Origin of the sequence: Sphingomonas sp. RIT328 (genome assembly GCF_000632225.1) — a bacterium.
Taxonomy (GTDB): domain Bacteria; phylum Pseudomonadota; class Alphaproteobacteria; order Sphingomonadales; family Sphingomonadaceae; genus Sphingomonas; species Sphingomonas kyungheensis.
Window position 1 is genome coordinate 143,284 of the sequence record NZ_JFYV01000034.1, and the last position, 22,969, is coordinate 166,252.

A 22,969-nucleotide genomic window follows, 5' to 3' on the forward strand; every position below is an offset into this window, starting at 1 on the left:
TCGCGCCGGATAGCAAGACGGAGGGCGCCCTTCAATCCTTCCCGCGCGCGGAGGATTGTGTTGCGTGTTTCTGCGGGCGGCCTATGCCCCTCGCGCATGACCGAGGCCGCGATCCGCATCCAGAACCTCTGCAAGACCTATCAGGGCGGCAAGCGCGCGCTCGACGGGGTCAGCTTCGACGTCCCGCGGGGCACGATCTTCGGCCTGCTCGGGCCCAATGGCGCGGGCAAGTCGACGCTGATCAACATCCTCGCCGGCCTTGTCAACAAGACGGACGGCAGCGCCGAGATCTGGGGATTCGACATCGACGCGCATCCGCGCAACGCCAAGGCGTCGATCGGCATCGTCAATCAGGAGATCCTGTTCGACCCCTTCTTCACGCCGATCGAGACGCTGGAGATCCAGGCCGGGCTGTACGGCGTTCCCAAGGCGGCGCGGCGCAGCCTCGACCTGCTGCGCGCGGTGCATCTGGAAGACAAGGCCAATGCCTATGCGCGCACGCTGTCGGGCGGCATGAAGCGGCGGCTGATGGTCGCCAAGGCGATGGTCCATTCGCCGCCGGTGCTGGTGCTCGACGAGCCGACCGCGGGCGTCGACATCGAATTGCGCCAGCAGCTCTGGGCCTACGTCCGCCAGCTCAACGACGCCGGCGTGACGGTGGTGCTGACGACGCATTATCTCGAAGAGGCCGAGGAATTGTGCGACCGGATCGCGATCATCAACCACGGCCGGCTGATCGCCAACGAACCGACGCGCGAGCTGGTCGGCAAGGCACAGGAAAAGGTGGTGGCGGTGACGGTCGACCGCGATGTCGCGGCGCTCCCCGACAACGGCTGCTTCGGCAAGATCGTCCTCAAGGGCACGCGCACGCTCGAGATCACCTATGCCAAGGACCGGGTCAACGCCGGCGAGGTGCTCGCCGCGGTACAGCGCGACGGCTATGGCATCGTCGACGTCTCGACCAAGGAGCCCGATCTCGAGGACGTGTTCCTCAGCCTGACCCGCGCGACCAACGCGTGAGCGACGCCGCGCGACAGTCCGACGTCCTCATCGTCGGTTCGGGCGCGGCGGGGCTGACCGCGGCGCTCAATCTCGCCGAGCGGTTCCGCGTCACCGTCCTCGCCAAGGGCGCGCTCAACGAGGGGTCGACCGCCTGGGCGCAGGGCGGGATCGCCGCGGTGCTCGAACCCGGCGACACGTTCGAGCATCATGTCGAGGATACGATGGTCGCCGGCGCCGGCCTCAACGACCGCGACATCGTCGAATGCGTGGTCGAGGGCGCGCCCGCCGCGATCGAGCGGCTGACCCGGCTCGGCGTGCCGTTCGCGACCGAAGGGAATGCGCTCCACCTCACCCGCGAGGGCGGGCACAGCCATCGCCGCATCGTCCATGTCGCCGACGCGACCGGCTGGGCGGTGCAGGAGGCGTTGCAGCGCGCCGCCGAGGCGCATCCCAACATCACGCTCGTCCCCGATCAGGTCGCGATCGACCTCGCCACCAGCCGGCACGAGCAGCGCTATTCGGGCGCGGGCAACGTCTGGGGCGTCTATGCGGTCGATCGCGGCACCGGCCGGGTCAACCTCTACACCGCGAGGGCGACGATCCTCGCCACCGGCGGCGCGGGGCGCACCTATCTCTTCTCGACCGCGCCGCGCGGCGCGACCGGCGACGGCATCGCGATGGCGTGGCGGGCGGGCGCGCGCGTCTCCAACATGGAGATGATGCAGTTCCACCCGACCTGCCTCTACCACCTCGAGGTCAAGAACTTCCTGATCACCGAGGCGGTGCGCGGCGAGGGCGGGCGGCTGATCAACCCGACCACCGGCAAGCGCTTCATGTCCTATTACGACGCCGAGCGGATGGAGCTGGCGCCGCGCGACGTCGTGGCGCGGGCGATCGACGCCGAGATCAAGCGCTACGGCCTCGACTATGTCCACCTCGACATCAGCCATCAGCCCGCCGACTTCATCCGCGGCCATTTTCCCAACATCTACGACAAGCTGCTCGGCCTCGGCATCGACATGACGACGCAGCCGATTCCGGTGGTGCCGGCGCAGCATTATACCTGCGGCGGCATCATCATCGACCGCGACGGGCGCACCGACCTGCCGGGCCTCTACGCGGCGGGCGAGTGCACTGAAAGCGGGCTGCACGGCGCCAACCGTCTCGCCTCGAACAGCCTGCTCGAATGTTTCGTGTTCGGCGAGGCCTGCGCCGGCCATATCGCCGCGCATTGGGACACGCTGCCGCCGGTGCCGGTGATCCGGCCGTGGGACGAGAGCCGCGTCACCGATTCCGACGAGGAGGTGGTGATCAAGCAGAACTGGACCGAGATCCGCCGCTTCATGTGGAATTACGTCGGCATCGTCCGCACCACCAAGCGGCTCGAGCGCGCGCAGCACCGTATCCAGATGCTGACCGAGGAAGTGGCCGATTATTACGGCCATTTCCGCGTCACCCCCGACCTGATCGAGTTGCGCAATTTGTTGCAGACCGCCGAGCTGATCGTCCGTTCGGCGCTGCACCGGCACGAAAGCCGCGGGCTGCATTATACGCTGGATTATCCCGAGACGCTGGCCGAGGCGGTGGATACGGTGCTGGTGCCGTGAAAACGGTTTGGCCGCCGCGTTGATCTCTGATGTCATCCCCGCGCAGGCGGGGATTCATATACGCTGACGCTTCGACTCTTGCCTGAACCTGCGCGTTTGGATCCCCGCCTGCGCGGGGATCACAGTAGGTGGCGAGGATGACGAATGATTGCGGGATGCCGAGCGCTATGGCGAGCCTCCCCTACCCCGTCACCTCTTTGAACAACTGCCGCGCGGTTTCGGCGATCACCCGGCCCGCGCCGCGGTCGCCCTTCGCCATCGCGCCCATTAACGCCTTAGCCTCGGCAAGCGTCAGATGCGGCGGCAGCGGCGCGACTTCGGGATCGGTCTTCACCTCGAGGACCACCGGCCGGTCGGAAGCGAGCGCCGCCGCCCAGGCGGGCGCGAGATCCTCCGGCCGGTCGACGTAAATGCCTTTCAGCCCGATCAGCTCGGCGAACCGCGCATAGGGCACGTCGGGCAGGTCCTGCGTCGTCGGGAAGCGCGGATTGCCCTCCATCACGCGCTGCTCCCACGTCACCTCGTTGAGATCCTGGTTGTTGAACACGCAGACGACGAAGCGCGGATCGGCCCAGCGCTGCCAGTATTTCTGCACGGTGATCATCTCGGCGAGATTGTTCATCTGCATCGCGCCGTCGCCGACCAGCGCCACCACCGGCCGCTCCGGATGCGCGAACTTCGCCGCGATCGCATAGGGCACCGCCGCCCCCATCGAGGCGAGCCCGCCGGACAGCGACGCGCGCTGCCCCTGTTTGAGCTTGAAGTCGCGCGCATACCAGTTGCAGCACGATCCACTGTCCGAGGTGACGATCGCGTCGGCGGGAAGCTGCGGCGACATTTCCCAGACGACACGCTGCGGGTTGACCGGTTTGGCCTCGGCCATCGCGCGCGCCTCCAGCGTCTGCCACCAGTCGGCGACGCCGGCCTCGATCTGCTCGCGCCAGCCGCGGTCCGCCTTGCGCTGGAGCAGCGGGATCAGCGCCTCCAGCGTCTCGCGCGCGCCGCCGTGCAGATTGACCTCGGTCGGGTAGCGCAGCCCGAGCATGCCGGCGTCGATGTCGATCTGCACCGCGCGCACCTTGCCGTCGGGCGGCAGGAACTCGGCCCAGGGGAAGCCGGTGCCGATCATCAGCAGCGTATCGGCGCCCTGCATCATGTCCCATGACGGCTTGGTGCCGAGCAGCCCGATCGCGCCGGTGACGAAGGGCAGTTCGTCGGACAGCACGTCCTTGCCGAGCAGCGCCTTGGCGACGCCCGCCCCGAGCAGATCGGCGACGCGCACCACCGCCTCGGCGCCGTCGCGCGCGCCCGCGCCGATCAGGATCGCGACCTTCTCGCCCGCGTTGAGCAGCTCGGCGGCACGGGCGAGATCGCGCGGCTGCGGCACGACCAGCGGCCGGCTGTAGCCGACGCCCGAGCGGGTGAAGCCGTGCGAGACCTTGGGCGCCTGATAGGGCTCGTCCTGCACGTCCTTGGGCAGCACGATCACGCCGACGCCGTTGTTCGCCACCGCGATGCGGATCGACCGGTCGGTGACGTGGCGCACCTGCGCCGGCGCGGTCGCCTCCTGAACGTAATCGGCGACGTCGGCGAAGATGCGGTCGAGGTTGAGCTCCTGCTGATAGCTGCCGCCGCGCACCGTCGTCTCCGCCTGGCCGGCGATCGCCAGCACCGGCGCATGGTCGAGCTTGGCGTCGTAGAGACCGGTGAGCAGATGCGTCGCGCCCGGCCCGCCGGTCGCCAGGCAGACGCCGAGCTCGCCGGTGAACTTGGCATGCGCGCTCGCCATGAATGCCGCCATCTCCTCATGGCGGACCTGGATGAACTCGATGCCTTCCCCGGCCTGATCCGCCCGCTGCAGCGCCCCGAGCACGCCGTTGATGCCGTCGCCCGAATAGCCGTAGATGCGCGTCACCCCCCACGCCTTCAGCCTTTCCACGAAAAAGTCGCTGGTCATCGTCGCCATGAACATCGTCCTGTTGGGGGTGTCGTCGGCGTCAACGGGTGGACGGGCGCAATGGTGCCTCGCATTTCGCCGTACCGGTGCCGCGGTTCGTCGCAGCCGGCATCGATCGTTGTTTCGTCGCTCCGGTGCTGGGATAAGGATAGCGATCCAGCCAGTTGAGGCCCAAATCTCCAGTATGACAGCGTATGGCCGTCCGGCCCGATCGATCCTGATGATCGCCAGTTGCGCGGCGCTCGCCGGCTGCGGCTCGACCTCGCGCCCGATCGGCAGCGGCCCCGCGCCGAGCGAGACGCCGGCGCTCGCGGTGTCGATCCCGATCCCCTCCGCCGCGCCCGCGCCGCGCCGCGTCGCCCCTGCGCAGCTGACCAGCGCGATCGACGCGCTGGCGCGCGATTTCGACGGCAAGTTCGGCATCGCGATCCGCGCGGTCGACGGCGGCTGGACGGTGACCTCGCCGGGCGCGCGCACCCGCCTGCCGCAGCAGTCGGTGAGCAAATTGTGGGTCGCGATGACGCTGATGGACCTGCGCGACCAGGGCAAGGCACGGCTCGACGATCCCGTCGTCGTCCGGCCCGAGGATCTGACGCTGTTCCACCAGCCGATCGCGATGCTGGTCAAGGGCGACGGCTATCACACCACGGTCGGCGAGCTGCTCACCCGCGCGCTGACGCATAGCGACAACACCGCCAACGACCGGCTGCTCACCTATGTCGGCGGCCCCGCCGCGGTGCGCGCGATGATCGAGCGCAAGCGGCTCGGCGACATCCGCTTCGGTCCCGGCGAGCGGCTGCTCCAGTCGCGGACCGCGGGCCTGACCTGGAATCAGGCGATGGCGGTCGGCGGCGGCTTCGAGGCGGCGCGCTCGCGCCTGTCACCCGAGGCGCGCGCCGCCGCGCTCGACGCCTATGTCAACGATCCGCCCGACGGCGCCGCACCGCTCGCCATCGCCGACGCGCTGTCGCGGCTCGCGCGCGGCGAGCTGTTCAGCGAGACCTCGACGCGCATCCTGCTCGATACGATGGCGGCCTCGGTCACCGGCCGTGCCCGGCTGCGCGCGGCGCTGCCCGCCGGCTGGCAGATCGCGCACAAGACCGGCACCGGGCAGGATCTCGGCGGCCGCAACGCCGGCTTCAACGACGTCGGCCTGCTCACCGCGCCCGACGGCCGTCGCTATGCGATCGCGGTGATGATCGGCGATTCCCGCCGCCCGATCCAGGAACGCCAGCGGCTGATCCAGTCGGTCGCCGCGGCGGTGGCGATGTATGGGGGTGGCCCGACGGGGTGAAGCGGGCATAGGGCACGGCGTCCCGCCCGACCCTCCTTCTCGTCACGCTTCCGTCGGTCGCCACCTCCGCCACCGCCACCCTCGCCCCCGCCACCTCGTCATCCCGGCCTGCGCAAGGATGACGAATGGGAGGGGAGCGTCCCGCTCCCCGACTGTCTCGTATCGAGCGCCGTCATCCACAGGTATTCTGTGAGGCGACGGCCGCGGTTCGCCAAACCGCCGCTCGCCATAGTCACCTGAAAGCCACACTCCGCCAAAGCCTGCCGCCGCCCCACGCAGAGGTTGGTGCCGCCCGGCCGATCGGCTAAGTGCTGCAAGGATGCCCCATCTCTATCTCGTCGACGGCTCGGGCTATATCTTCCGCGCCTATCATCGCCTGCCGCCGCTCACCAACAAGCATGGCGAACCGGTCGGTGCCGTCTATGGCTATACCGCGATGCTGTGGAAGCTCGCCGACGAGCTGCATGCGGCGGAAGGGCCGACGCATATGGCGGTGATCCTCGACAAATCGTCGAAGACCTTCCGCAACGACCTGTACGATCAGTACAAGGCGCACCGGCCGCCGCCGCCCGAAGATCTCGTGCCGCAATTCCCGATGATCCGCGACGCGACCCGCGCCTTCTCGCTGCCGTGCATCGAGACCGAGGGTCTGGAGGCGGACGACATCATCGCCTGCTATGCCAAGGCGGCGCTGGCGCAGGGCTGGTCGGTGACCATCGTCAGTTCCGACAAGGACCTGATGCAGCTGATCGAGCCGGGGCTCGACCTGTACGACACGATGAACAACCGGCGGCTCGGCGCGGAGCATGTCGCCGAGAAGTTCTTCGGCATCGCGCCGACGCAATTGGGCGACGTGCTCGCGCTGATGGGCGACAGCGTCGACAACGTCCCCGGCGTGCCCGGCGTCGGCCCGAAGACCGCAGCCAAGCTGATCCTCGAACATGGCGATCTCGAATCCGTCCTCGCCGCCGCGGAGGGGATGAAGAAGGGCAAGCTGCGCGACAATCTGATCGAACATGCCGGCATGGCGCGGCTCAGCCGCGAACTCGTGTCGCTGCGCTGCGACGTCGCCCTGCCCGAACCGCTCGAGGATCTCGAGCTCAAGGGCATCCCTGACGCGCCGCTGCGCGCCTTCCTGGAACATCACGGCTTCCGCACCTTGCTCGCCAAACTGGGCCAGGTCGCCGACGCACCCTTCGCCGCGCCCGTCGCGGTCCCCTATGAGGCCGACCCGCCGTGCGAGCACGACGCCTATGAGACGGTGGTCGACGTCGAGACGCTCGACCGCTGGATCGCGCAGGCGCAGCATCAGGGCTGGGTGGCGATCGACACCGAGACGACCGGCACCGATGCGACCCGCGTCGATCTGGTCGGCGTCAGCCTCGCGCTCGGCGCCAACAAGGCCTGCTACATCCCGCTCGGCCATGGCGGCAGCGACCTGTTCGGCGAGACGCCGCCGCAGATCGATCAGGGCGAGGCGCTCGCCCGGCTCAAGATCCTCTGCGAGGACGCCTCGGTGCTCAAGATCGGGCACAATCTCAAGTTCGACATGATCGTGCTCGGCCTGCACGGCATCGCCGTCGCGCCGCATGACGATACGATCGTGATGAGCTTCGACCTCGACGCCGGGCTGCACGGCCACGGCATGGACGAACTCGCCGCAACTCATCTGTCGCACAGCTGCATCGCCTTCAAGGACGTGGTCGGCACCGGCAAGACGCAGCGCGGCTTCCACGAGGTCGATCTCAAGGCCGCCACCCGCTACGCCGCCGAGGATGCCGACGTCACCTATCGGCTGTGGAAGCGCTTCAAGGCGCGGCTGCCCGCCGAAGAGGCGACGCGCGTCTATGAGATGGTCGACCGGCCGCTGGTGCCGGTGGTCGCGCGGATGGAAATGCGCGGGATCAAGGTCGATCGCGAGCGCCTGTCCGCCCTGTCCGCCGGGTTCAGCGAGCAGATCGCCGGGCTCGAAACGGTGATCCACGGCCTCGCCGGCGCGCCGTTCACGATCGGCAGCCCCAAGCAATTGGGCGACGTCCTGTTCGAGAAGATGGGCATCAAGGGCGGCCGCAAGGGCAAGTCCGGCGTCTATTCGACCGACGTCACCGAACTCGAACGGATCGCCGCCGACAAGGATTCGCCCGGTGCCGAGATTGCCGCGCGGGTGCTCGACTGGCGACAGCTCACCAAGCTCAAGAACACCTATACCGATGCGTTGCAGGCGCAGATCAATCCGCGCACCGGCCGCGTCCACACCAGTTACTCGCTGACCGGCGCGCAGACCGGCCGCCTGTCGTCGACCGAGCCCAACCTGCAGAACATCCCGATCCGCACCGAGGTCGGGCGGCAGATCCGCGACGCCTTCGTCGCCGAGCCGGGCAACGTCATCCTCGCCGCCGACTATTCGCAGATCGAGCTCCGGCTGGCGGCGCATATGGCCGACGTGCCGGCGCTGCGCGACGCCTTCGCCAACGGCGACGACATCCACAGCCTGACCGCGATGGAGCTGTTCGGCGAGGTCAACCGCGATACGCGCGGGCGGGCCAAGACGATCAACTTCGCGATCCTCTACGGCATCAGCCGCTGGGGCCTCGCCGGGCGGCTCGACGTCTCCGCCGAAGAGGCGCAGGCGATGATCGACCGCTATTTCGAGCGCTTCCCGGGCATCAACACCTATATCGCCGAGACGACGCAGAGCGTGCGCGAGCGCGGCTTCACCACCACCCTGTTCGGGCGCAAGACGCATTTCCCGCGCATCCGCAGCAAGGTGCAGCACGAACGACAGGGCGCCGAGCGCGCGGCGATCAACGCGCCGATCCAGGGGACCAGCGCCGACATCATCAAGCGCGCGATGGTCCGCATGGAACCCGCGCTGCTCGCCGCGGGGCTGCCCGACGTGCAGATGCTGTTGCAGGTGCACGACGAACTCGTCTTCGAACTGCCCGAGGGCGACGTCGCGGCGGCGAAGCCGGTGATCGAACGGGTGATGGCGGAAGCCGCCGCACCGGCGGTGACGCTGTCGGTGCCGCTCGGGATCGAGATCGGCACGGGTGCGAGCTGGGGGGCGGCGCATTGATCGCCGGCGTTTCCCTCCTGCCCTCCCCCTTCCGGCGCTGTGCGCCTCCGTCCCTGTCCCGATGCGAGCGGGAGACGACACCGCAGGCGGCGCAGGGTGAGGGTGGATGCGGCGCGCCCGTGATCGCCCGCCCGTGACGCAATCCAAGGACATCGACGCCCTCGCCAAGGGGGGGCGCACCAATATCGCCGGCTTCGTGCTGCGGCTGGCCGCGCGCATCCCGTTCCTGTTCATCGCCGGGCGACTGTACGGGCCGGACCTCGTCGGCCGCTTCGCGCTCGCCGTGGTGGTGGTCGAGCTCGCCGCGCTGGTTGCGACGCTCGGGCTCAAGCGCGGGCTGGCGCAGGCGCTGTCCTCTTCGGATCAGCCGCACGTCTGCGTCGTCTGGGATGCGCTGGCGCTCGCCTTCATCCTGTCGATCGCGGCGAGCGCGGTGCTGATCGCCTTTCCGGAGGTGATGTACGCCAATACGCAGGTGACCGGGCTCGACCGGTTCCTGCCGTGCATCATCGTCGCGGTGGCCTGGTCCGACGTCAGTTTGTCGGCGCTCGCCTATCGCCATGACGTCAAGGCGGCGGTGACCGCGCGCGCGGTGGTCGAGCCGTGGACGATCTCGATCGCCGCCTGGGTCTTCTCCTTCTTCACGATCAAGGACGGGCTGGTGCTCTCCTATGTCGCGTCGATGACCGCGGCGCTGATCGCCAGCTTCGTGCCCTTCCTGCGCAGCTACGGCCTGCCGCGCGGCTGGTCGCCGCATCCGGGGCAATTGTTCGCGCTCGCCCGCGCCAATGCGCCGCTCGCCGGCGCCGATGCGCTCGAATGGGGCAGCCGCAACGTCGATCGCTTCATCCTCGGCGTGATGTTCGAACCGAAGATCGTCGGCATCTATTACATGGCGCAGCAGGTCGCGAGCCTGCCGCAGAAGCTCAAGACCAGCTTCGACCCGATCCTCGGCCCGGTCATCACGCGCAGCCTCGCGATCGACGACCGCGCCGCAATCGCGCAGCAGGTGCGGCAGGTGGCGTTCTGGATCATGGCGGCGCAGGCGGGCCTCGCGCTGATGGGTTCGATCCCGGCGGGCGCGGTGATGGGCGTGGTCGGGCCGCAGTTCGTCGCGGGCAGTGCGGCGCTCGGCTTCCTGCTCGCCGCCGAGGTGCTCGCCTCGACCGGGGCGGTGTGCGAATCGGCGCTGGTCTACACGGCGCGGCACCGCAACCTGATGATCTCGATCGTCATGCTCGCGGTGCAGATCACGCTCAGCTTCGCGCTGATCGTCGGCATGCGACGGCTCGGCTGGCCGACGATGTGGCAGGCGGCGGGGCCGGCGGTGGCGCTGATGATCAGCGTCGCGCTGACTTCGGTGGTCAAGGCGGGGCTGCTCGGACGGATCCTCGCCGCACCGGTCTCGCCGTGGCGCTGGCCGCTGCTCGCCGCGATCCTCGCCGCCGCGGCGGTCGGCGGCCTGTTCACCGCGCTGCCGCCGCGCTTCGAATGGCTCGAACTGATTGGCGGCGAGCCGGCGATCGCGGCGACCTATCTGTTCGTGCTGTGGCGCTGGGCGTTCGGCCCCGCCGACCGCGCGCTGTTCGGCAAGATGCCGAAAGCGGAGGAGGCCACGCTGCCCAATGTCGGATCGCCGGTCCGCTGAGCGGCTGCCGGGCGTTTCCCGCGAAGCGGCGAAGCCGCAAAGCCGCGAAGAGGGCGTGGATGCGGGGCCCTGCTCTCTCTGAATTTGAGGGTAGAGACGGCATCCCCCGAACACCTTCTCCGCGCCTCCGCGCCTCCGCGTGAACTCTGGTCTTCGCGCCTTCGCGTCTTCGCGTGACCCTTCGTCCTTCTGCGAATGAAGCCGACGACGTTGGTTCACGCGGAGGCGCGGAGGCGCGGAGAGTTGCTTGCGGAAGCGGCGTGGCTCATGCGGGCGCACGGCCAAGACCAGTCCTCGGCCGGTAAGATGTCTGCAGAGCCATATTCGTGCTCCCGCACAGGCGGGAGCCCAGTGTTCTTCGTGCCGCAGACCGTCGCCCTGCTTGGCCACTGGATCCCCGCCTGCGCGGGGATATGGCTTTGGCTTGGACTATCGCGCCACCGCCGGCGGCGCGCCCGCGATCAGTGGCGGAAGTGGCGCATGCCGGTGAAGACCATCGCCAGCCCCGCGGCGTCGGCGGCGGCGATCACCTCCTCGTCGCGGATCGAGCCGCCCGGCTGGATCACCGCCGTCGCCCCCGCCTCGACCGCGGCGAGCAGACCGTCCGCGAAGGGGAAAAAGGCATCCGACGCCACCGCCGAACCGATCGTGCGCGGGCTCGCCCAGCCGGCCTTGTCGGCGGCGTCCTTCGCCTTCCACGCGGCGATGCGCGCCGATTCGAGTCGGTTCATCTGGCCCGCGCCGACGCCGGCGGTCGCGCCATCCTTCGCATAGACGATCGCGTTCGACTTGACGTGCTTGGCCACCGTCCAGGCGAAGCGGCAGTCGGCGAGCTCCTGCGCGCTCGGCTGGCGCTTGGTCACGACCTGGAGATCGCCCGGCACGCCCGCGTCGCGATCCTGCACAAGCCATCCGCCGGCGATCGCCTTGGCGAATAGGCCGGCGCGGTGGGGATCGGGCAGCTCGCCGGTGAGCAGCAGGCGCAGGTTCTTCTTGGCGGCGAAGGCGGCGAGCGCCTCCTCGTCGGCATCGGGCGCGACCACCACTTCGGTGAAGATGCCGGCGATCGCCCGCGCGGTCGCGCCGTCGAGCGGGCGGTTGACCGCGATGATGCCGCCGAATGCCGACACCGTGTCGCAGGCGAAGGCCTCGGCATAGGCCTGTTCGAGGCTGTCGGCGGTGGCGACGCCGCAGGGATTGGCATGTTTGACGATGACGCAGGTCGGCGCGGCGTCGCGGAATTCGGCGACCAGCTCGAGCGCGGCGTCGGCGTCGTTGAGGTTGTTGTAGCTCAGCTCCTTACCCTGCACCTGCCGCGCCTGGCCGATGCCGCGCACGCCGTCACTGGCGGTATAGAAGGCGGCGGACTGATGCGGATTCTCGCCATAGCGGAGGGACGCGGCGCGCTTCAGCGTCAGCGGCAATACCGGCGGGAAGGTCTCGCCCTGATCAACCGTGCCGAACCAGCGCGCGATCGCGCCGTCATAGGCGGCGGTGGCGGCGAACGCCTTGGCGGCGAATCCACGACGCTGGTCGAGCGTCGTCTCGCCGCTGGCGAGGCTCGCATAATCGGCGGGATCGGTGACGATCGCGACATAGGCGTGGTTCTTGGCGGCGGAGCGGACCATCGACGGGCCGCCGATGTCGATATTCTCGATCACCGTGTCGCGATCGGCACCGCGCGCGACGGTCGCCTCGAACGGGTAGAGATTGCCGACGACGAGGTCGATCGCGCCGATGCCGTGTTCCTGCATCGCCTTGGCATGGTCGGCATCGTCGCGCACCGCGAGCAGGCCGCCGTGCACCATCGGGTGGAGCGTCTTGACGCGGCCGTCCATCATCTCGGGGAAGCCGGTGAGGTCCGACACGTCGCGCACCGTCAGCCCGGCATCGCGCAGCGCCTTGGCGGTGCCACCGGTCGACACCAGCTCGACGCCCTTGTCCGCGAGCGTGCGCGCGAGATCGACGATGCCGGTCTTGTCGGAGACGGAGAGCAGGGCGCGGCGGATGGCGATCGTCGACATGGGGACTCCTTGGCTGTCGCGCGTCCCCCTAGCCGGGGATGCCGGCCGGGAACAGGGCGATCAGACACTTGGCGACGCGGATCGGCGTCCCGGTGCGAGGCAGGCGGTGACGCAAGGCACGCCGGTGCCGGTGGGGAGGGAGCGCGTCTGCGCCGCGCCGCGGGTTCGCTTGAAGCCTGACCCTCAAACCCGCCCGGAAGCCCTGACCGGCCCGCACGGTTTCCAACAGCACCGGTATGCCCGCGCGGGTGGGAATCCAGTGGCCAAGCAGGGCACCGGCTTGCGAGAAAAAGCACTCCCCGCTCTCGGAAGACCTTTGCAACCGTTCCGGCCTCTCCCCGAAACGAGCCGTCACCCCGGACGTGATCCGGGGTCCACAATACCGCTAGATCAACGACTTACACCGCTGCGGAACGGTGGATGCCGGATCAAGTCCGGCATGACGAAGGAGACTTTACTGGGGTCCCACGCAGCGCCCCCCCTCAAATCGCCCGCTTCAGCGCCCAGCTCACATTGGCGCCGCCCGCCGGCGCCTCGCCGCTCACCACCAGCTGTTGGGTGGCGATCGGCCGGCCCTCGCCGTCGATCCACAGCGAATCCTCGATGGTCAGCGAGCCGCCGCGGCAGCGGAACTGCCACAGGGCGCCGCCGGGCAGGCGCAGCAGGGCGGCGAGCCCGTCGGCGGTGGGCGAGGCCTCGACCTCCGCGCCGAGGTGGAAGCGCACCGCGAAGGGGACCACGCCGAGCTTGCGGCGGCGCCCCTGCGGCAGCAGCGCATCCTCGCCGCGCAGCTCCTTGCCGTCGCCGGTCAGCATCAGCTGGCGGCGGTGGATGAAGCCCCAGCGGCGGACATAGCCGTCGTGGCTCGCCTCGATCCGGCTGGCGACATCCGATTCCTGGCGCGACAGCTCGACCTCGGCGACGCCGCGGCCGAGCGTGCCGTCGGCGAGGATCGCGGTCGAATTCGAATCGCCGACGGTCAGCGTCGAATGCGCCGCGGTGGTGCGCAGCGCCTCGGCATAAGCGGCGGGCAGCTGCGGCACCGCGGCGCGCGCGCCGCCGCAATTGACGATCAGCCGCGTCGCGCCGTCGGAGAATTCGAACGCCAGCGTCGAGGCGCAGCCGCCCTCGACCAGCCGTGCGACCGGCGGCGGCGCGGCGTCGACGATCAGCACCGCGCCACCGGCGGCGAGCCGCTGATAGCCCCAGTCGCGCGCCTGGCGCAGCGGCCGTGTCCGCACGCCGCTCGCGGCGATCACCGCGGCGAGCGCATCGGGGGTCGCCGGGCCACCGCCCTGCCAGCTCGCCACCATGCCGTCGCCATGCATCACGCCGAGCAGCGCCGGCACCGCGCGGGTCAGCGCCGCGGTGACGCCCGCCGGCATCTCCTCGCGCCGCGCCGCATAGGTTTCGCGCAGCATCGCCAGCAGCATGATCGTGTCGAGCAGCATCGCCGGGCTGCGCGACACCGACCCGCCATCCTCGCTGAGGCCGCTCGCCAGCGCGCGCGCCAGCCCCGCCTCGCCGAAGCTGCGGCGCGGATCGCCGCCGGGAATGAGCAGCCCCGCCGCGACGACGCCGCACCAGGCGGCGATGCGCGGCGCGCCGGCGGGCGCCTTGTCGGCACCGCGGTCGAGATGCCGCGCGCCGCGCGCCAGCGTGTTGAGCACGCTCGACCGGTAGACGAGATCGGTCGACGACAGGATCAGCGGCGCATGCGCGGTCCAGAACAGCATGCGCCGGCCCCACAGGTCGGGCCGCCACGCCAGCGCATCGACGCGCTCGGCATAATCGCCCAGCCAGCGCGCCATCAGCGCCTCGGCGATCGGCGCACCCTGCGCCCGCGTCGCGACCGTCGACAGGTCGCGCAGCCAGGCGAAGCTGTGGACGTAATCGGCGAACGGCCGGCCCCATTCGCCGCGCTTGAAGGCGAGCGTGTCGATCGGATGCGTCTCGCCGCGGAAGCTCAGCTCGCCGCCGAGCAGCGCGCGGCCGCGGCCGACGTCACCGATCACCGGATCGTCGGGCACCGCGATCAGCTTGAGCGGATAGCGGCCCTTCAGCCGCATGCCGTGGATCGGCGTGCGCCAGGTCAGCCGGTGCAGCCGTTCGGCGAGGCGCTCGGCGAGGCTGAGCCCGCGGTCGCCGCCGACGCGCATCAGCCGCTTGCCCTCCTCCACCCCGTCCTGGGGCGGTTCGATCGGCGCGATCTCGTTCATCCCGCCGCCGGCACGCCGCGCAGCGCGGCGATATTGGCGGCATAATGGTCCGGCCCGCCGCGGAAGACGGCGGTGCCGGCGACGAGCGCGTCGGCGCCCGCGGCGATGCAGCGCGCGGCGTGCGCGGGATCGACGCCGCCGTCGACCTCCAGGTCGATCGCACGGCCGGTCTGGTCGATCATCTTGCGGATCGCGGCGATCTTCTTGAGCTGGCTATCGATGAACGTCTGCCCGCCGAAGCCCGGATTGACGCTCATCACCAGCACCAGATCAACCATGTCGATGAGATAGTCGAGCATCTTGGCCGGCGTGCCGGGATTGAGCACGACCCCGGCGCGCTTGCCCAGCCCCTTGATATGCTGGATCGTGCGGTGGATGTGCGGCCCCGCCTCGGGATGGACGGTCATCCCGTCCGCCCCCGCCTCGGCGAAGGCGTCGAGATAGGCGTCGACCGGCGAGATCATCAGATGGACGTCGAACGGCTTGGTGGTGTGCGGGCGCAGCGCCTTCACCACCGCCGGGCCGATCGTGATATTGGGGACGAAATGGCCGTCCATCACGTCGATGTGGATCCAGTCCGCGCCCGCCGCGTCGATCGCCCGCACCTCCTCGCCCAGTCTGGCGAAGTCGGCGGAAAGGATCGAGGGGGCGATGCGGACCGGTTGCATGGCCTTTCTCTCTAACCGCCTGCCACTCTATTACAATGCGCTTAAGGATTGACGCCGGAGCGCAATTTCCCGCCTCAGCCCTGCCGCCGCAGGCGCACCATGAAGAAGCCGTCGCAACCGCCCGCCGCGGCGAGCATCCCCGGCAGCGTGCGGACATAGCCCTCGGCATGAACCGGAATCCCCTCGGGCAGCAGCGCTGCGGCGGGTGCATCGATCGCATAATCGGGCCGGTCGGCGAGGAAGCGGGCGAGCTGCGCCTCGCCCTCGGCGGGTTCGAGGCTGCACGTCGCGAAGACGAGCGATCCGCCGGGGCGGACCCAGTCGGCGGCACGCGCCCACAGTCGCGCCTGCAGCGCCGCCATCTCCTCGATGATCGGCGGATGGACGCGGTGGAGCACGTCGGGATGACGGCGGAAGATGCCGGTGGCGCTGCACGGCGCGTCGATCAGCAGCGCGTCGGCGGGCGCCTCGGGCTGCCAGCGCAACACGTCGCCGGCGATCACCTCGGCCTTGAGCCGGGTGCGGAACAGGTTCTCGCGCAGCCGCTTGATCCGCGCGTTCGACACGTCGACCGCGGCGACGGTGAAGCCGGCGGCGGCGAGCTGGAGCGTCTTGCCGCCCGGCGCGGCGCACAGATCGATCGCGCGCGCCGGCGCCTCGCCCTGCTGGCGCACCGCATCGGCGAGCAGCCGCGCCGGCAGCGAGGCGGCGATGTCCTGCACCCACCAGCGCCCCTCGGCAAAGCCGGGCAGCTCGGTCACCGATCCCGCATCGGCGACGCGGACGTGGCCGGGCAGCAGGCTGGTGCCGCCGAGCGCGACGCGCCACTGTTCGGTCTCCGCCGGATCGGCGAGCGTGATGTCGAGCGGCGGCGGTGCGGCGATCGCCTGCGCCGCGCCGTCGGTCATCGCCGGCCCCCAGGCCGCCTCCCAGCGCGCCTCGACGAGCGGCGGCAGCGCCGGCAGCTCGGGAAGCAGCACGCCCGACCGGACGATCGCGCCGAACACGCCATGGACGAGCTTGCGCGGGCCGCCGTCGACCAGCGGCAGCACGGTGGCGATCGCGGCATGATGCGGGGTGCCGAGCACCAGCGCCTGGACGAGCGCGATACGCAGCGCCATCCGCGCCTTGGCATCGTCGGGCAGCGGCCGTTCGGTGACCGAATCGATCAGCGCGTCGAGGTCCGGCAGCCGCCGCAACACCTCCGCGGCGATCGCATGGGCGAGGCCGCGGTCGGGGCCGTAGACATGGCGCGTCGCCGCGACCAGCGCCTGTTCGAGCGGCTCGCCCCGCCGCAGCACCGCATCGAGCAGGCGCAGCGCAGCGCGGCGCGATGGGGTGCCGAGGGCATCGGAATCGCTATTCGGAGATCGGGGCAAACTTGTCTTACCTGCGGCTGATGACGATATGAATTCCTCCCCTTAGACCGGAGAGCCGCGATGGGCCAACGTCCTGCGCATGTGAAGCCGCCCGCCTACCTCAGCCGCAACCCGCCGGTCCCGACACCGGAGGCCAAGCCGTCGACCCAGCCCGATCCGCTCGGGCTCAACCCGACGCGCTACGGCGACTGGGAGCTGAAGGGCATCGCGGTCGATTTCTGACCGTCGGGCGGACGCACGGGGGGGGGGGCGCCGTTTCGGACCGTCCCCGGATCGGAACAATCGTTCGCGCATATGCGTCCATGATCGATGTTAATTTTTGGCAGCGCCCGGAGCGTGTCTTGACGATCGGACGCGGCGCGCGGCGCGGCCTTGCCGCGGGTGGTATCGGCCTGATCGTGCTGCTGCTCGCCGTCGCCGCCTTTCCGTTCGGGCTGCTCAAGCCGATCGTCGCCGACCGGCTCGGCAAACGGTTCGGGCGGGCGGTGAGCATCGAATCGATGACGCGGATCGACACGATCGGCTTCACCCCGACGATCGCGGTGCGCGGCGTCCGCATCGCGCAGGCGGACTGGGCAGGATCGGGAGAATTCCTGCGCCTGCGCGAAGCGCGCGTCCGCTTCCCGCTCTGGCCGCTGCTCACCGGCACCTTCCGCCCTCGCGATATCGTCGTCGAGGGGCTGCAGCTCGCGCTGGTCCGCGCCGCCGATGGCCGCACCAACTGGTCGCGCCCGGGCGAGCCCGAGCGCGGCGGTGCGTCGACCGATCTGCGCGGCCTCACCGTGCGCGACAGCCGCATCTCCTATCGCGACGCCAAGCGGCAGCGGACCGCCGATGTCGCCTTCACCTCGGATGCCAACGGACTGCACGCCGCCGGCAGCGGCACGGTGCGCGGCACCGCGGTGCGGATCGCGGTCGACGGCGCCTCGGTCGCGCAGCCGGTGGCGGGGCCGTGGCCGTTCACCGCGACGATCACCGGCACCGCGCTGTCGCTGCACGCGCGCGGCAGCACCGACCGGCCGCTCGATACCGATGCGATGACGCTCGACGTCACCGCGCGCGCCGCCGACCTGCGGCTGATCGATGCGGTGATTGAGGCGGGGCTGTTCGGCACGCAGCCGGTCGCGCTCACCGCGCATGTCCGCCACCAGGCTCCGCGCTGGATCGTCACCGACCTCAAAGGCACGATCGGACGCTCCGACCTGTCCGGCCATGTCACCGTCGACAAGCAGGACGGGCGCACCAGGCTGGACGGCGCGATCGCATCGCGCCGGTTCGACTTCGACGATCTGTCGTCGGACGAGGGCAAGGCGGCGGGCGCCGCGCTCGAACGTCGGATCGGCCCGCGGCTGGTGCCGGACACGCGCATCAACCTCGCCAACGTCGCACGCACCGACGGGCGGATCGCGGTGCGCGTCGCGCGCGTGTTCAGCCATGGCGGCAGCACTTCGGTGACGGGGATCGACGGCGTGCTGACGCTCGACCGGTCGCGGCTGCGCGTCGCGCCGCTGACCATCCGCCTCGCCGGCGGAACGGCGCGCGGCACGGTGACGGTCGACCAGCGGGGTGGCGCGAAGACGCCGCGGCTCGGTGTCGACCTGCGCCTCGTCGGCACGCGGATCGAGGCGCTGGCCGGCGATGCGGGCGCGTTCACCGGGCGCGTCGCCGCTTTGGCGCGGCTGAGCGGGCGCGGCGATACGATCCGCAGCGCGATCGGCCGGTCCGACGGGCGGATCGGCCTCACCATCCGCGACGGCTCGCTGCCGGCGCGCTATGCCGCCGCGCTCGGTTTCGACGCGGGGCGGGCGCTGCTCGCGGGCGGGGCGGACAGCGCGCGGCTGCGCTGTCTGGTGCTCGCGCTGCCGGTGCACGGCGGGCGGGGCGAGGCCGCGCCGCTGGTCGTCGACACCAGCGCCAGCCAGCTCCACGGCAGCGGCACGATCCGCTTTCCCGACGAACGGATCGACCTGCGGCTGACCGGCGCACCCAAGGGGCACAGCCTGCTGCGGCTGCCCGGATCGGCCTATGTCACCGGCAGCCTCAGCGATCCGGTGCTGACCGTGCCGCCCGAGGTCAAATCGGTCGGCAACATCTTCAAGGCGATCGGCCGCGCGATCACCGGCCGGCAGGGGCCGAGCGCGACCGACGCCGATTGCGCCGGGCTGGTGGCGCGCGCGCTGCGGTGACGGTGACGGCCGCGCCAGCGCGCGGCTGCCCCGCCGTTCCGACGGCCGGCCGCGGCAAATCCGCCCAACACCGGATGACGAGGCGCTTTCTGCTCGCCGCGCGGCGGCTGCGCCGGTAGGATCGCCGTCATGAATGATACCGCCACCGCCGGCGGCGCCTCCGGTGCCAGCCTGATCCCCGACACCACCGGCGCTTTCACCATCGCGCATCTCGCGGTGATCGCGCTGTTTGCGATCGCGGTGATCGTCGCCATCGTCTGGGGCGCGCGCCTCAAGCGCCAGCGCAAGGCCGCCGAGCGCGAGATCGCCAGCCACAATGCCGAGGTCGCCGCACCGCCCGAGCCGACCCCCGCCCCTGCTCCTGCTCCTGCTCCTGCTCCGCGCGTCGTGCCCGCCGCACCGGCGGCGCCCGTTCAGCCCGTGACGCCGCCCGCACCCGCCGAAGCGATCGCCGCGCCCGATCCGATCGCGAACGAGCCGATCGCCGCCGCCGCGCCGCTCGATGCCGCGCCCGCGATGGAGGCCGCCTCCGCGCCGGCCGATTCGCCCGCCGACGCACCGGTCGGCACGCTCAAGGGCCTCGGGCCCAAGCTCGCCGCGCGCCTTGGCGAACTCGGTATCACCACGGTCGGCCAGATCGCCGCGCTCACCGACGACGAGGCGGCGCGGCTCGATGCGCAGCTCGGGCCGTTCTCCGGCCGGATCGCGCGCGATCGCTGGATCGAACAGGCGCGCTTCCTCGCCGCGGGCGATCGTGCCGGGTTCGAGGCGGTGTTCGGCCGGCTGTAATGCCGGTCAGCGGGACAGGAACGGCGCGGCGAGCTCGGGCCGCACCCGCAGCAGCCGCCCGGTGGCGCGATCGAGCAACGCCCAGGTCGTCACCGCCTCCACCTTGACCCGGCCGTCGGCGCCGGTGAAGCGGACGTGGCGGTCGAAGCGCGCGCCCTTGGGCGGCTCGGGCACCCACGTCTCGCCGGTCACCGTCTCGCCCGCCGCGACGTTGCCGCGATAGTCGATCGCGTGGCGCGTCACGACCCAGACCAAGGCGGCCTGATCCGCTTCGCTTGCCACCGCCGCCCAATGCGCGACGGCGATGTCCTGGATCCAGCGCACCCACACCGCATTGTTGACATGGCCGAGCTCGTCGATGTCGTCCGCCGTGGCGGTGATCGACAAAGTGAAGCGGCTCATGCCTGCCGCCGCCGTCGCCACCAGCGGACCGCGGCGACCACGGTCCCCAGCACCAGCGCGGCGAGCGCCACCCACAGCCACTGCCGCCCGTGCGGGCGATAGCGACCGAGCAATTCGGCGATGCCGGTGCCGAACACATAGCCGAGGCCGGTGAACAGCACGCCCCACACCGCCGCGGCGACCGCGTTGATCCACAGGAAGGTGCGCGCCGGCACCTGCGTCGTGCCGATCGCGATCGGGCTGACCGTGCGCAGCCCGTAAAGGAAGCGGAACACGAAGATGAAGCCGATCGGATGGCGTTCGAGCGTGTCGAGCGCCTTGGCGAAGGCGGGCTTGGCCTGCGCGCGCTGCACCCAGCGATGGTTGCGGAAGCGGCGCCCGGCGGCGAAGAACGCCTGGTCCGCGACGAACGAACCGGTCGCGGCGGCGATCATCGCACCGGGCAGCGACAGCATCCCCTCATGCGCGAACAGACCGCCGGCGAGCACCATCGTCTCGCCCTCGATCCCCGCGCCGAGGAATACCGCAGCGAGCCCGTATTCGGCGATGAGCGCCTCGATACTCAGCGGTCGATCCCGAGCTGCCAGAGCACGAAGGCATGTTCCTCCGCCGCCTCGCGCAGCGATTCGAACCGGCCCGACTTGCCGCCGTGGCCCGCGCCCATATTGGTCTTGAGCAGCAGCACGTTATCGTCGGTCTTGGTGGCGCGCAGCCTGGCCGCCCATTTCGCCGGCTCCCAATAGGTGACGCGCGGATCGTTGAGCCCGCCCGAGATGAACAGCGGCGGATAGGCCTGCGCGACGACATTGTCGTAGGGGCTGTAGCTGCGGATCAGCTCGAACGCGGCCTTGTCCTCGATCGGATTGCCCCATTCGGGCCATTCGCCCGGCGTCAGCGGCAGATCGGCGTCCATCATCGTATTGAGCACGTCGACGAACGGCACGTCGGCGATCACCGCGCCCCACAGAGCGGGATCGGAATTGACGATCGCCCCCATCAGCTCGCCGCCCGCCGACCGGCCGGCGGTGGCGATGCGTCCGGCGCTGGTCCACCCGCCCGCGATCAGGCCGCGCGCGACATCGACGAAGTCGTTGAACGTGTTGGTGCGCTTGTCGAGCTTGCCGTCGTGATACCATTGCTGGCCAAGATCGTCGCCGCCGCGGATATGTGCGATCGCATAAGCGAACCCCCGATCGAGCAGCGACAGCCGCCCGGTCGAGAAGCCCGGCGGGATCGCATAGCCGTAGGCGCCATAAGCGTAGAGGAACACGGGCTGCGACCCGTCGCGCTGGAAGCCGGCGGGGTAGACGATCGACACCGGAATCTCGGTGCCGTCACGCGCGGCGATCTTGAGCCGCTCGGTACGATAGCCGGCGGCGTCATAGCCGGCGGGGATCTCCTGCACCTTGCGCACGGTCAGCGCGCCGGTCGCGACGTCATAGTCGTAGACGGTGCCGGGCGTCACCATCGACTCATAGCCGAGGCGCAGCGTGTCGACCGCATATTCGGGATTGTCGCCGAGGCCCGCGGCATAGCTCGCTTCCGGAAAGGCGATCGGCTGCGGTTCGCGCGGCGCGTCGTAGCGGTGCACCGCGATCTGATCGAGCCCGTCGAGCCGGCCTTCGACGACGAAGAAGTCGCGATAGCATTCGACGCCGGTCATGTAGAAATGCGGGTCGGCGGGGATCAGCTCCTGCCACTCACCCGGCGCGTCGATACGCGCGGTGCACAGCCGCCACATCGGATCGGTGTCGTTGGTGTGGATGAACAGCGTGCCGTCATGCGCGTCGACGTCATATTCGCGCCCCGGCCGGCGCGGCGCGACGAGGATCGGTGTCGCCAGCGGGTCGTGCGCGGGGAGCAGCCGCACCTCGCTGGTGACGTGATCGCCGGTGCTGATCACCAGCCACTGCCGGTCGCTTGTCTCGCCGACCGCGACGCGATAGCCCTCGTCCGCCTCGTGGAACAGCTCGATATCCGTCTCGACCGGCGTGCTGAGCCGGTGGAAGCGGGCATTGTCGGTCCGCCATTGGTCGTTGGCGAGGCCGTAGAGGAAGCCGGCATCGTCGCTCGTCCAGACGATGTCGGAGAGCATGCCGGGAATGACCTCGGGCAGATGCTCGCCGGTATCGAGATTCTTGACGCGCACCTCGAACCGCTCGGCGCCGCTGTCGTCGATCGCATAGGCGAGGTGACGGCCGTCATTGCTCACCGCAAAGGCGCCGAGGCGGAAATATTCCTTGCCCTCGGCAAGCGCCGGCTCGTCGAGCAGCAACTCATCGTCGCCGCCGGTGACGGGCTTGCGCCACCATTTGCGATACTGGCCGCCGGTCTCGTACGCGGTCCAGTAGAGCCAGTCGCCGTCCTTTTGCGGCACCGAGGATTCGTCTTCCTTGATGCGCGCCTTCATCTCTTCGTACAGCCGGTCGACCAGCGGCTGGTGCGGCGCCATCACCTGTTCGAAATAGGCGTTTTCCGCTTCCAGATAGGCGAGCACGTCGGGGTCGCCGACGTCGGGATAGTCCGGGTCCTTGAGCCAGGCATAGGGATCTTCGATGGTGATGCCGTGCGCGGTGAAGCTGTGCGGGCGCCGGGCGGCGACGGGCGGGGTAGGTACGGTCATGCCAGAGCCTTAGCCGCGCGTATCCGAGCCGTCATGCCCTTACCCGCGCGGCCGGGCAGCTGAGCAACGAAGCGGAAACACGTTGGTCATTGAAC

At 70.1% G+C, this 22,969-nt stretch carries 16 protein-coding genes; 8 read left to right on the plus strand and 8 right to left on the minus strand.

Features of this window, described 5'->3' with window-relative positions; all coding sequences use genetic code 11:
* The first annotated feature begins 96 nt into the window (after positions 1–96).
* Positions 97–1,020: an ABC transporter ATP-binding protein gene (locus BW41_RS14635; protein WP_037535242.1), complete on the plus strand. Its 924-nt coding sequence runs from the start codon at positions 97–99 to the stop codon at positions 1,018–1,020.
* Positions 1,017–2,609 carry an L-aspartate oxidase gene (nadB, locus tag BW41_RS14640; RefSeq protein ID WP_037535243.1) on the plus strand — a complete coding sequence of 531 codons (1,593 nt, stop codon included), beginning with the start codon at positions 1,017–1,019 and terminating at the stop codon, positions 2,607–2,609. The genes BW41_RS14635 and nadB overlap by 4 nt, the downstream gene beginning before the upstream one ends.
* Positions 2,610–2,790: 181 nt before the next feature.
* Here nadB and BW41_RS14645 read toward each other — a convergent pair whose 3' ends face one another.
* Complete coding sequence (locus tag BW41_RS14645) at positions 2,791–4,575, minus strand: thiamine pyrophosphate-requiring protein (protein ID WP_037535244.1); 1,785 nt, start codon at positions 4,573–4,575, stop codon at positions 2,791–2,793.
* 211 nt (positions 4,576–4,786) lie between these two features.
* On the opposite strand from BW41_RS14645, the gene BW41_RS14650 reads away from it, so the two are divergent.
* From BW41_RS14650 to BW41_RS14660, 3 genes are all read left to right on the plus strand, one after another.
* Positions 4,787–5,860 (plus strand): serine hydrolase, encoded by a 1,074-nt coding sequence (locus BW41_RS14650; RefSeq protein ID WP_037535245.1) that lies wholly within the window; start codon positions 4,787–4,789, stop codon positions 5,858–5,860.
* A 319-nt stretch (positions 5,861–6,179) separates the two neighbouring features.
* Positions 6,180–8,936 carry a DNA polymerase I gene (gene polA, locus BW41_RS14655; RefSeq protein WP_037535246.1) on the plus strand — a complete coding sequence of 919 codons (2,757 nt, stop codon included), beginning with the start codon at positions 6,180–6,182 and terminating at the stop codon, positions 8,934–8,936.
* Between the two features lie 133 nt (positions 8,937–9,069).
* Entirely contained in the window at positions 9,070–10,584 is a 1,515-nt protein-coding gene (locus tag BW41_RS14660) for an oligosaccharide flippase family protein (RefSeq protein WP_037535247.1), read from the plus strand.
* Positions 10,585–11,045: 461 nt separating this feature from the next.
* Here BW41_RS14660 and purH read toward each other — a convergent pair whose 3' ends face one another.
* The 4 genes from purH to BW41_RS14685 form a co-directional block, all read right to left on the minus strand.
* Entirely contained in the window at positions 11,046–12,608 is a 1,563-nt protein-coding gene (gene purH, locus BW41_RS14665; RefSeq protein WP_037535248.1) for a bifunctional phosphoribosylaminoimidazolecarboxamide formyltransferase/IMP cyclohydrolase, read from the minus strand.
* 482 nt (positions 12,609–13,090) lie between these two features.
* Positions 13,091–14,827, minus strand: coding sequence for a heparinase II/III family protein (locus BW41_RS14675; protein ID WP_037535250.1), 1,737 nt, complete (start codon positions 14,825–14,827; stop codon positions 13,091–13,093).
* Entirely contained in the window at positions 14,824–15,495 is a 672-nt protein-coding gene (gene rpe / locus BW41_RS14680; protein ID WP_037535251.1) for a ribulose-phosphate 3-epimerase, read from the minus strand. Before rpe ends, BW41_RS14675 begins: the two co-directional genes overlap by 4 nt.
* A gap of 74 nt (positions 15,496–15,569) precedes the next feature.
* On the minus strand, positions 15,570–16,874 hold the full coding sequence (locus BW41_RS14685; RefSeq protein WP_037535252.1) for an RsmB/NOP family class I SAM-dependent RNA methyltransferase: 1,305 nt from the start codon (positions 16,872–16,874) through the stop codon (positions 15,570–15,572).
* A 60-nt stretch (positions 16,875–16,934) separates the two neighbouring features.
* On the opposite strand from BW41_RS14685, the gene BW41_RS20665 reads away from it, so the two are divergent.
* From BW41_RS20665 to BW41_RS14695, 3 genes are all read left to right on the plus strand, one after another.
* Positions 16,935–17,096: a DUF1674 domain-containing protein gene (locus tag BW41_RS20665; protein WP_081793114.1), complete on the plus strand. Its 162-nt coding sequence runs from the start codon at positions 16,935–16,937 to the stop codon at positions 17,094–17,096.
* A gap of 119 nt (positions 17,097–17,215) precedes the next feature.
* On the plus strand, positions 17,216–19,060 hold the full coding sequence (locus BW41_RS14690; protein ID WP_235199781.1) for an AsmA family protein: 1,845 nt from the start codon (positions 17,216–17,218) through the stop codon (positions 19,058–19,060).
* Positions 19,061–19,189: 129 nt separating this feature from the next.
* Positions 19,190–19,849 (plus strand): hypothetical protein, encoded by a 660-nt coding sequence (locus BW41_RS14695; protein ID WP_037535253.1) that lies wholly within the window; start codon positions 19,190–19,192, stop codon positions 19,847–19,849.
* 6 nt (positions 19,850–19,855) lie between these two features.
* Here the strand turns inward: BW41_RS14695 and BW41_RS14700 are convergent, their stop codons facing one another.
* From BW41_RS14700 to BW41_RS14710, 3 genes are read right to left on the minus strand one after another with little or no spacing between them, the layout of a single operon-like run.
* A complete protein-coding gene (locus tag BW41_RS14700) occupies positions 19,856–20,251 on the minus strand; it encodes an acyl-CoA thioesterase (RefSeq protein ID WP_037535336.1) in 396 nt (131 codons plus the stop codon).
* Complete coding sequence (locus BW41_RS14705) at positions 20,248–20,817, minus strand: DedA family protein (protein ID WP_037535254.1); 570 nt, start codon at positions 20,815–20,817, stop codon at positions 20,248–20,250. Before BW41_RS14705 ends, BW41_RS14700 begins: the two co-directional genes overlap by 4 nt.
* The gene (locus tag BW41_RS14710; RefSeq protein WP_037535255.1) at positions 20,814–22,874 is read right to left on the minus strand and encodes a S9 family peptidase; all 2,061 of its coding nucleotides are present in this window, start codon (positions 22,872–22,874) and stop codon (positions 20,814–20,816) included. Before BW41_RS14710 ends, BW41_RS14705 begins: the two co-directional genes overlap by 4 nt.
* Positions 22,875–22,969 lie beyond the last annotated feature (95 nt).

Coding starts and splice junctions, on each gene's coding strand:
- BW41_RS14635 (WP_037535242.1), top strand. CDS start 97: ATGACCGAGGCCGCGATCCGCATCCAGAACCTCTGCAAGACCTATCAG.
- BW41_RS14645 (WP_037535244.1), bottom strand. CDS start 4,575: ATGGCGACGATGACCAGCGACTTTTTCGTGGAAAGGCTGAAGGCGTGG.
- BW41_RS14650 (WP_037535245.1), top strand. CDS start 4,787: ATGATCGCCAGTTGCGCGGCGCTCGCCGGCTGCGGCTCGACCTCGCGC.
- polA (WP_037535246.1), top strand. CDS start 6,180: ATGCCCCATCTCTATCTCGTCGACGGCTCGGGCTATATCTTCCGCGCC.
- purH (WP_037535248.1), bottom strand. CDS start 12,608: ATGTCGACGATCGCCATCCGCCGCGCCCTGCTCTCCGTCTCCGACAAG.
- BW41_RS14675 (WP_037535250.1), bottom strand. CDS start 14,827: ATGAACGAGATCGCGCCGATCGAACCGCCCCAGGACGGGGTGGAGGAG.
- rpe (WP_037535251.1), bottom strand. CDS start 15,495: ATGCAACCGGTCCGCATCGCCCCCTCGATCCTTTCCGCCGACTTCGCC.
- BW41_RS20665 (WP_081793114.1), top strand. CDS start 16,935: ATGGGCCAACGTCCTGCGCATGTGAAGCCGCCCGCCTACCTCAGCCGC.
- BW41_RS14695 (WP_037535253.1), top strand. CDS start 19,190: ATGAATGATACCGCCACCGCCGGCGGCGCCTCCGGTGCCAGCCTGATC.
- BW41_RS14700 (WP_037535336.1), bottom strand. CDS start 20,251: ATGAGCCGCTTCACTTTGTCGATCACCGCCACGGCGGACGACATCGAC.
- BW41_RS14710 (WP_037535255.1), bottom strand. CDS start 22,874: ATGACCGTACCTACCCCGCCCGTCGCCGCCCGGCGCCCGCACAGCTTC.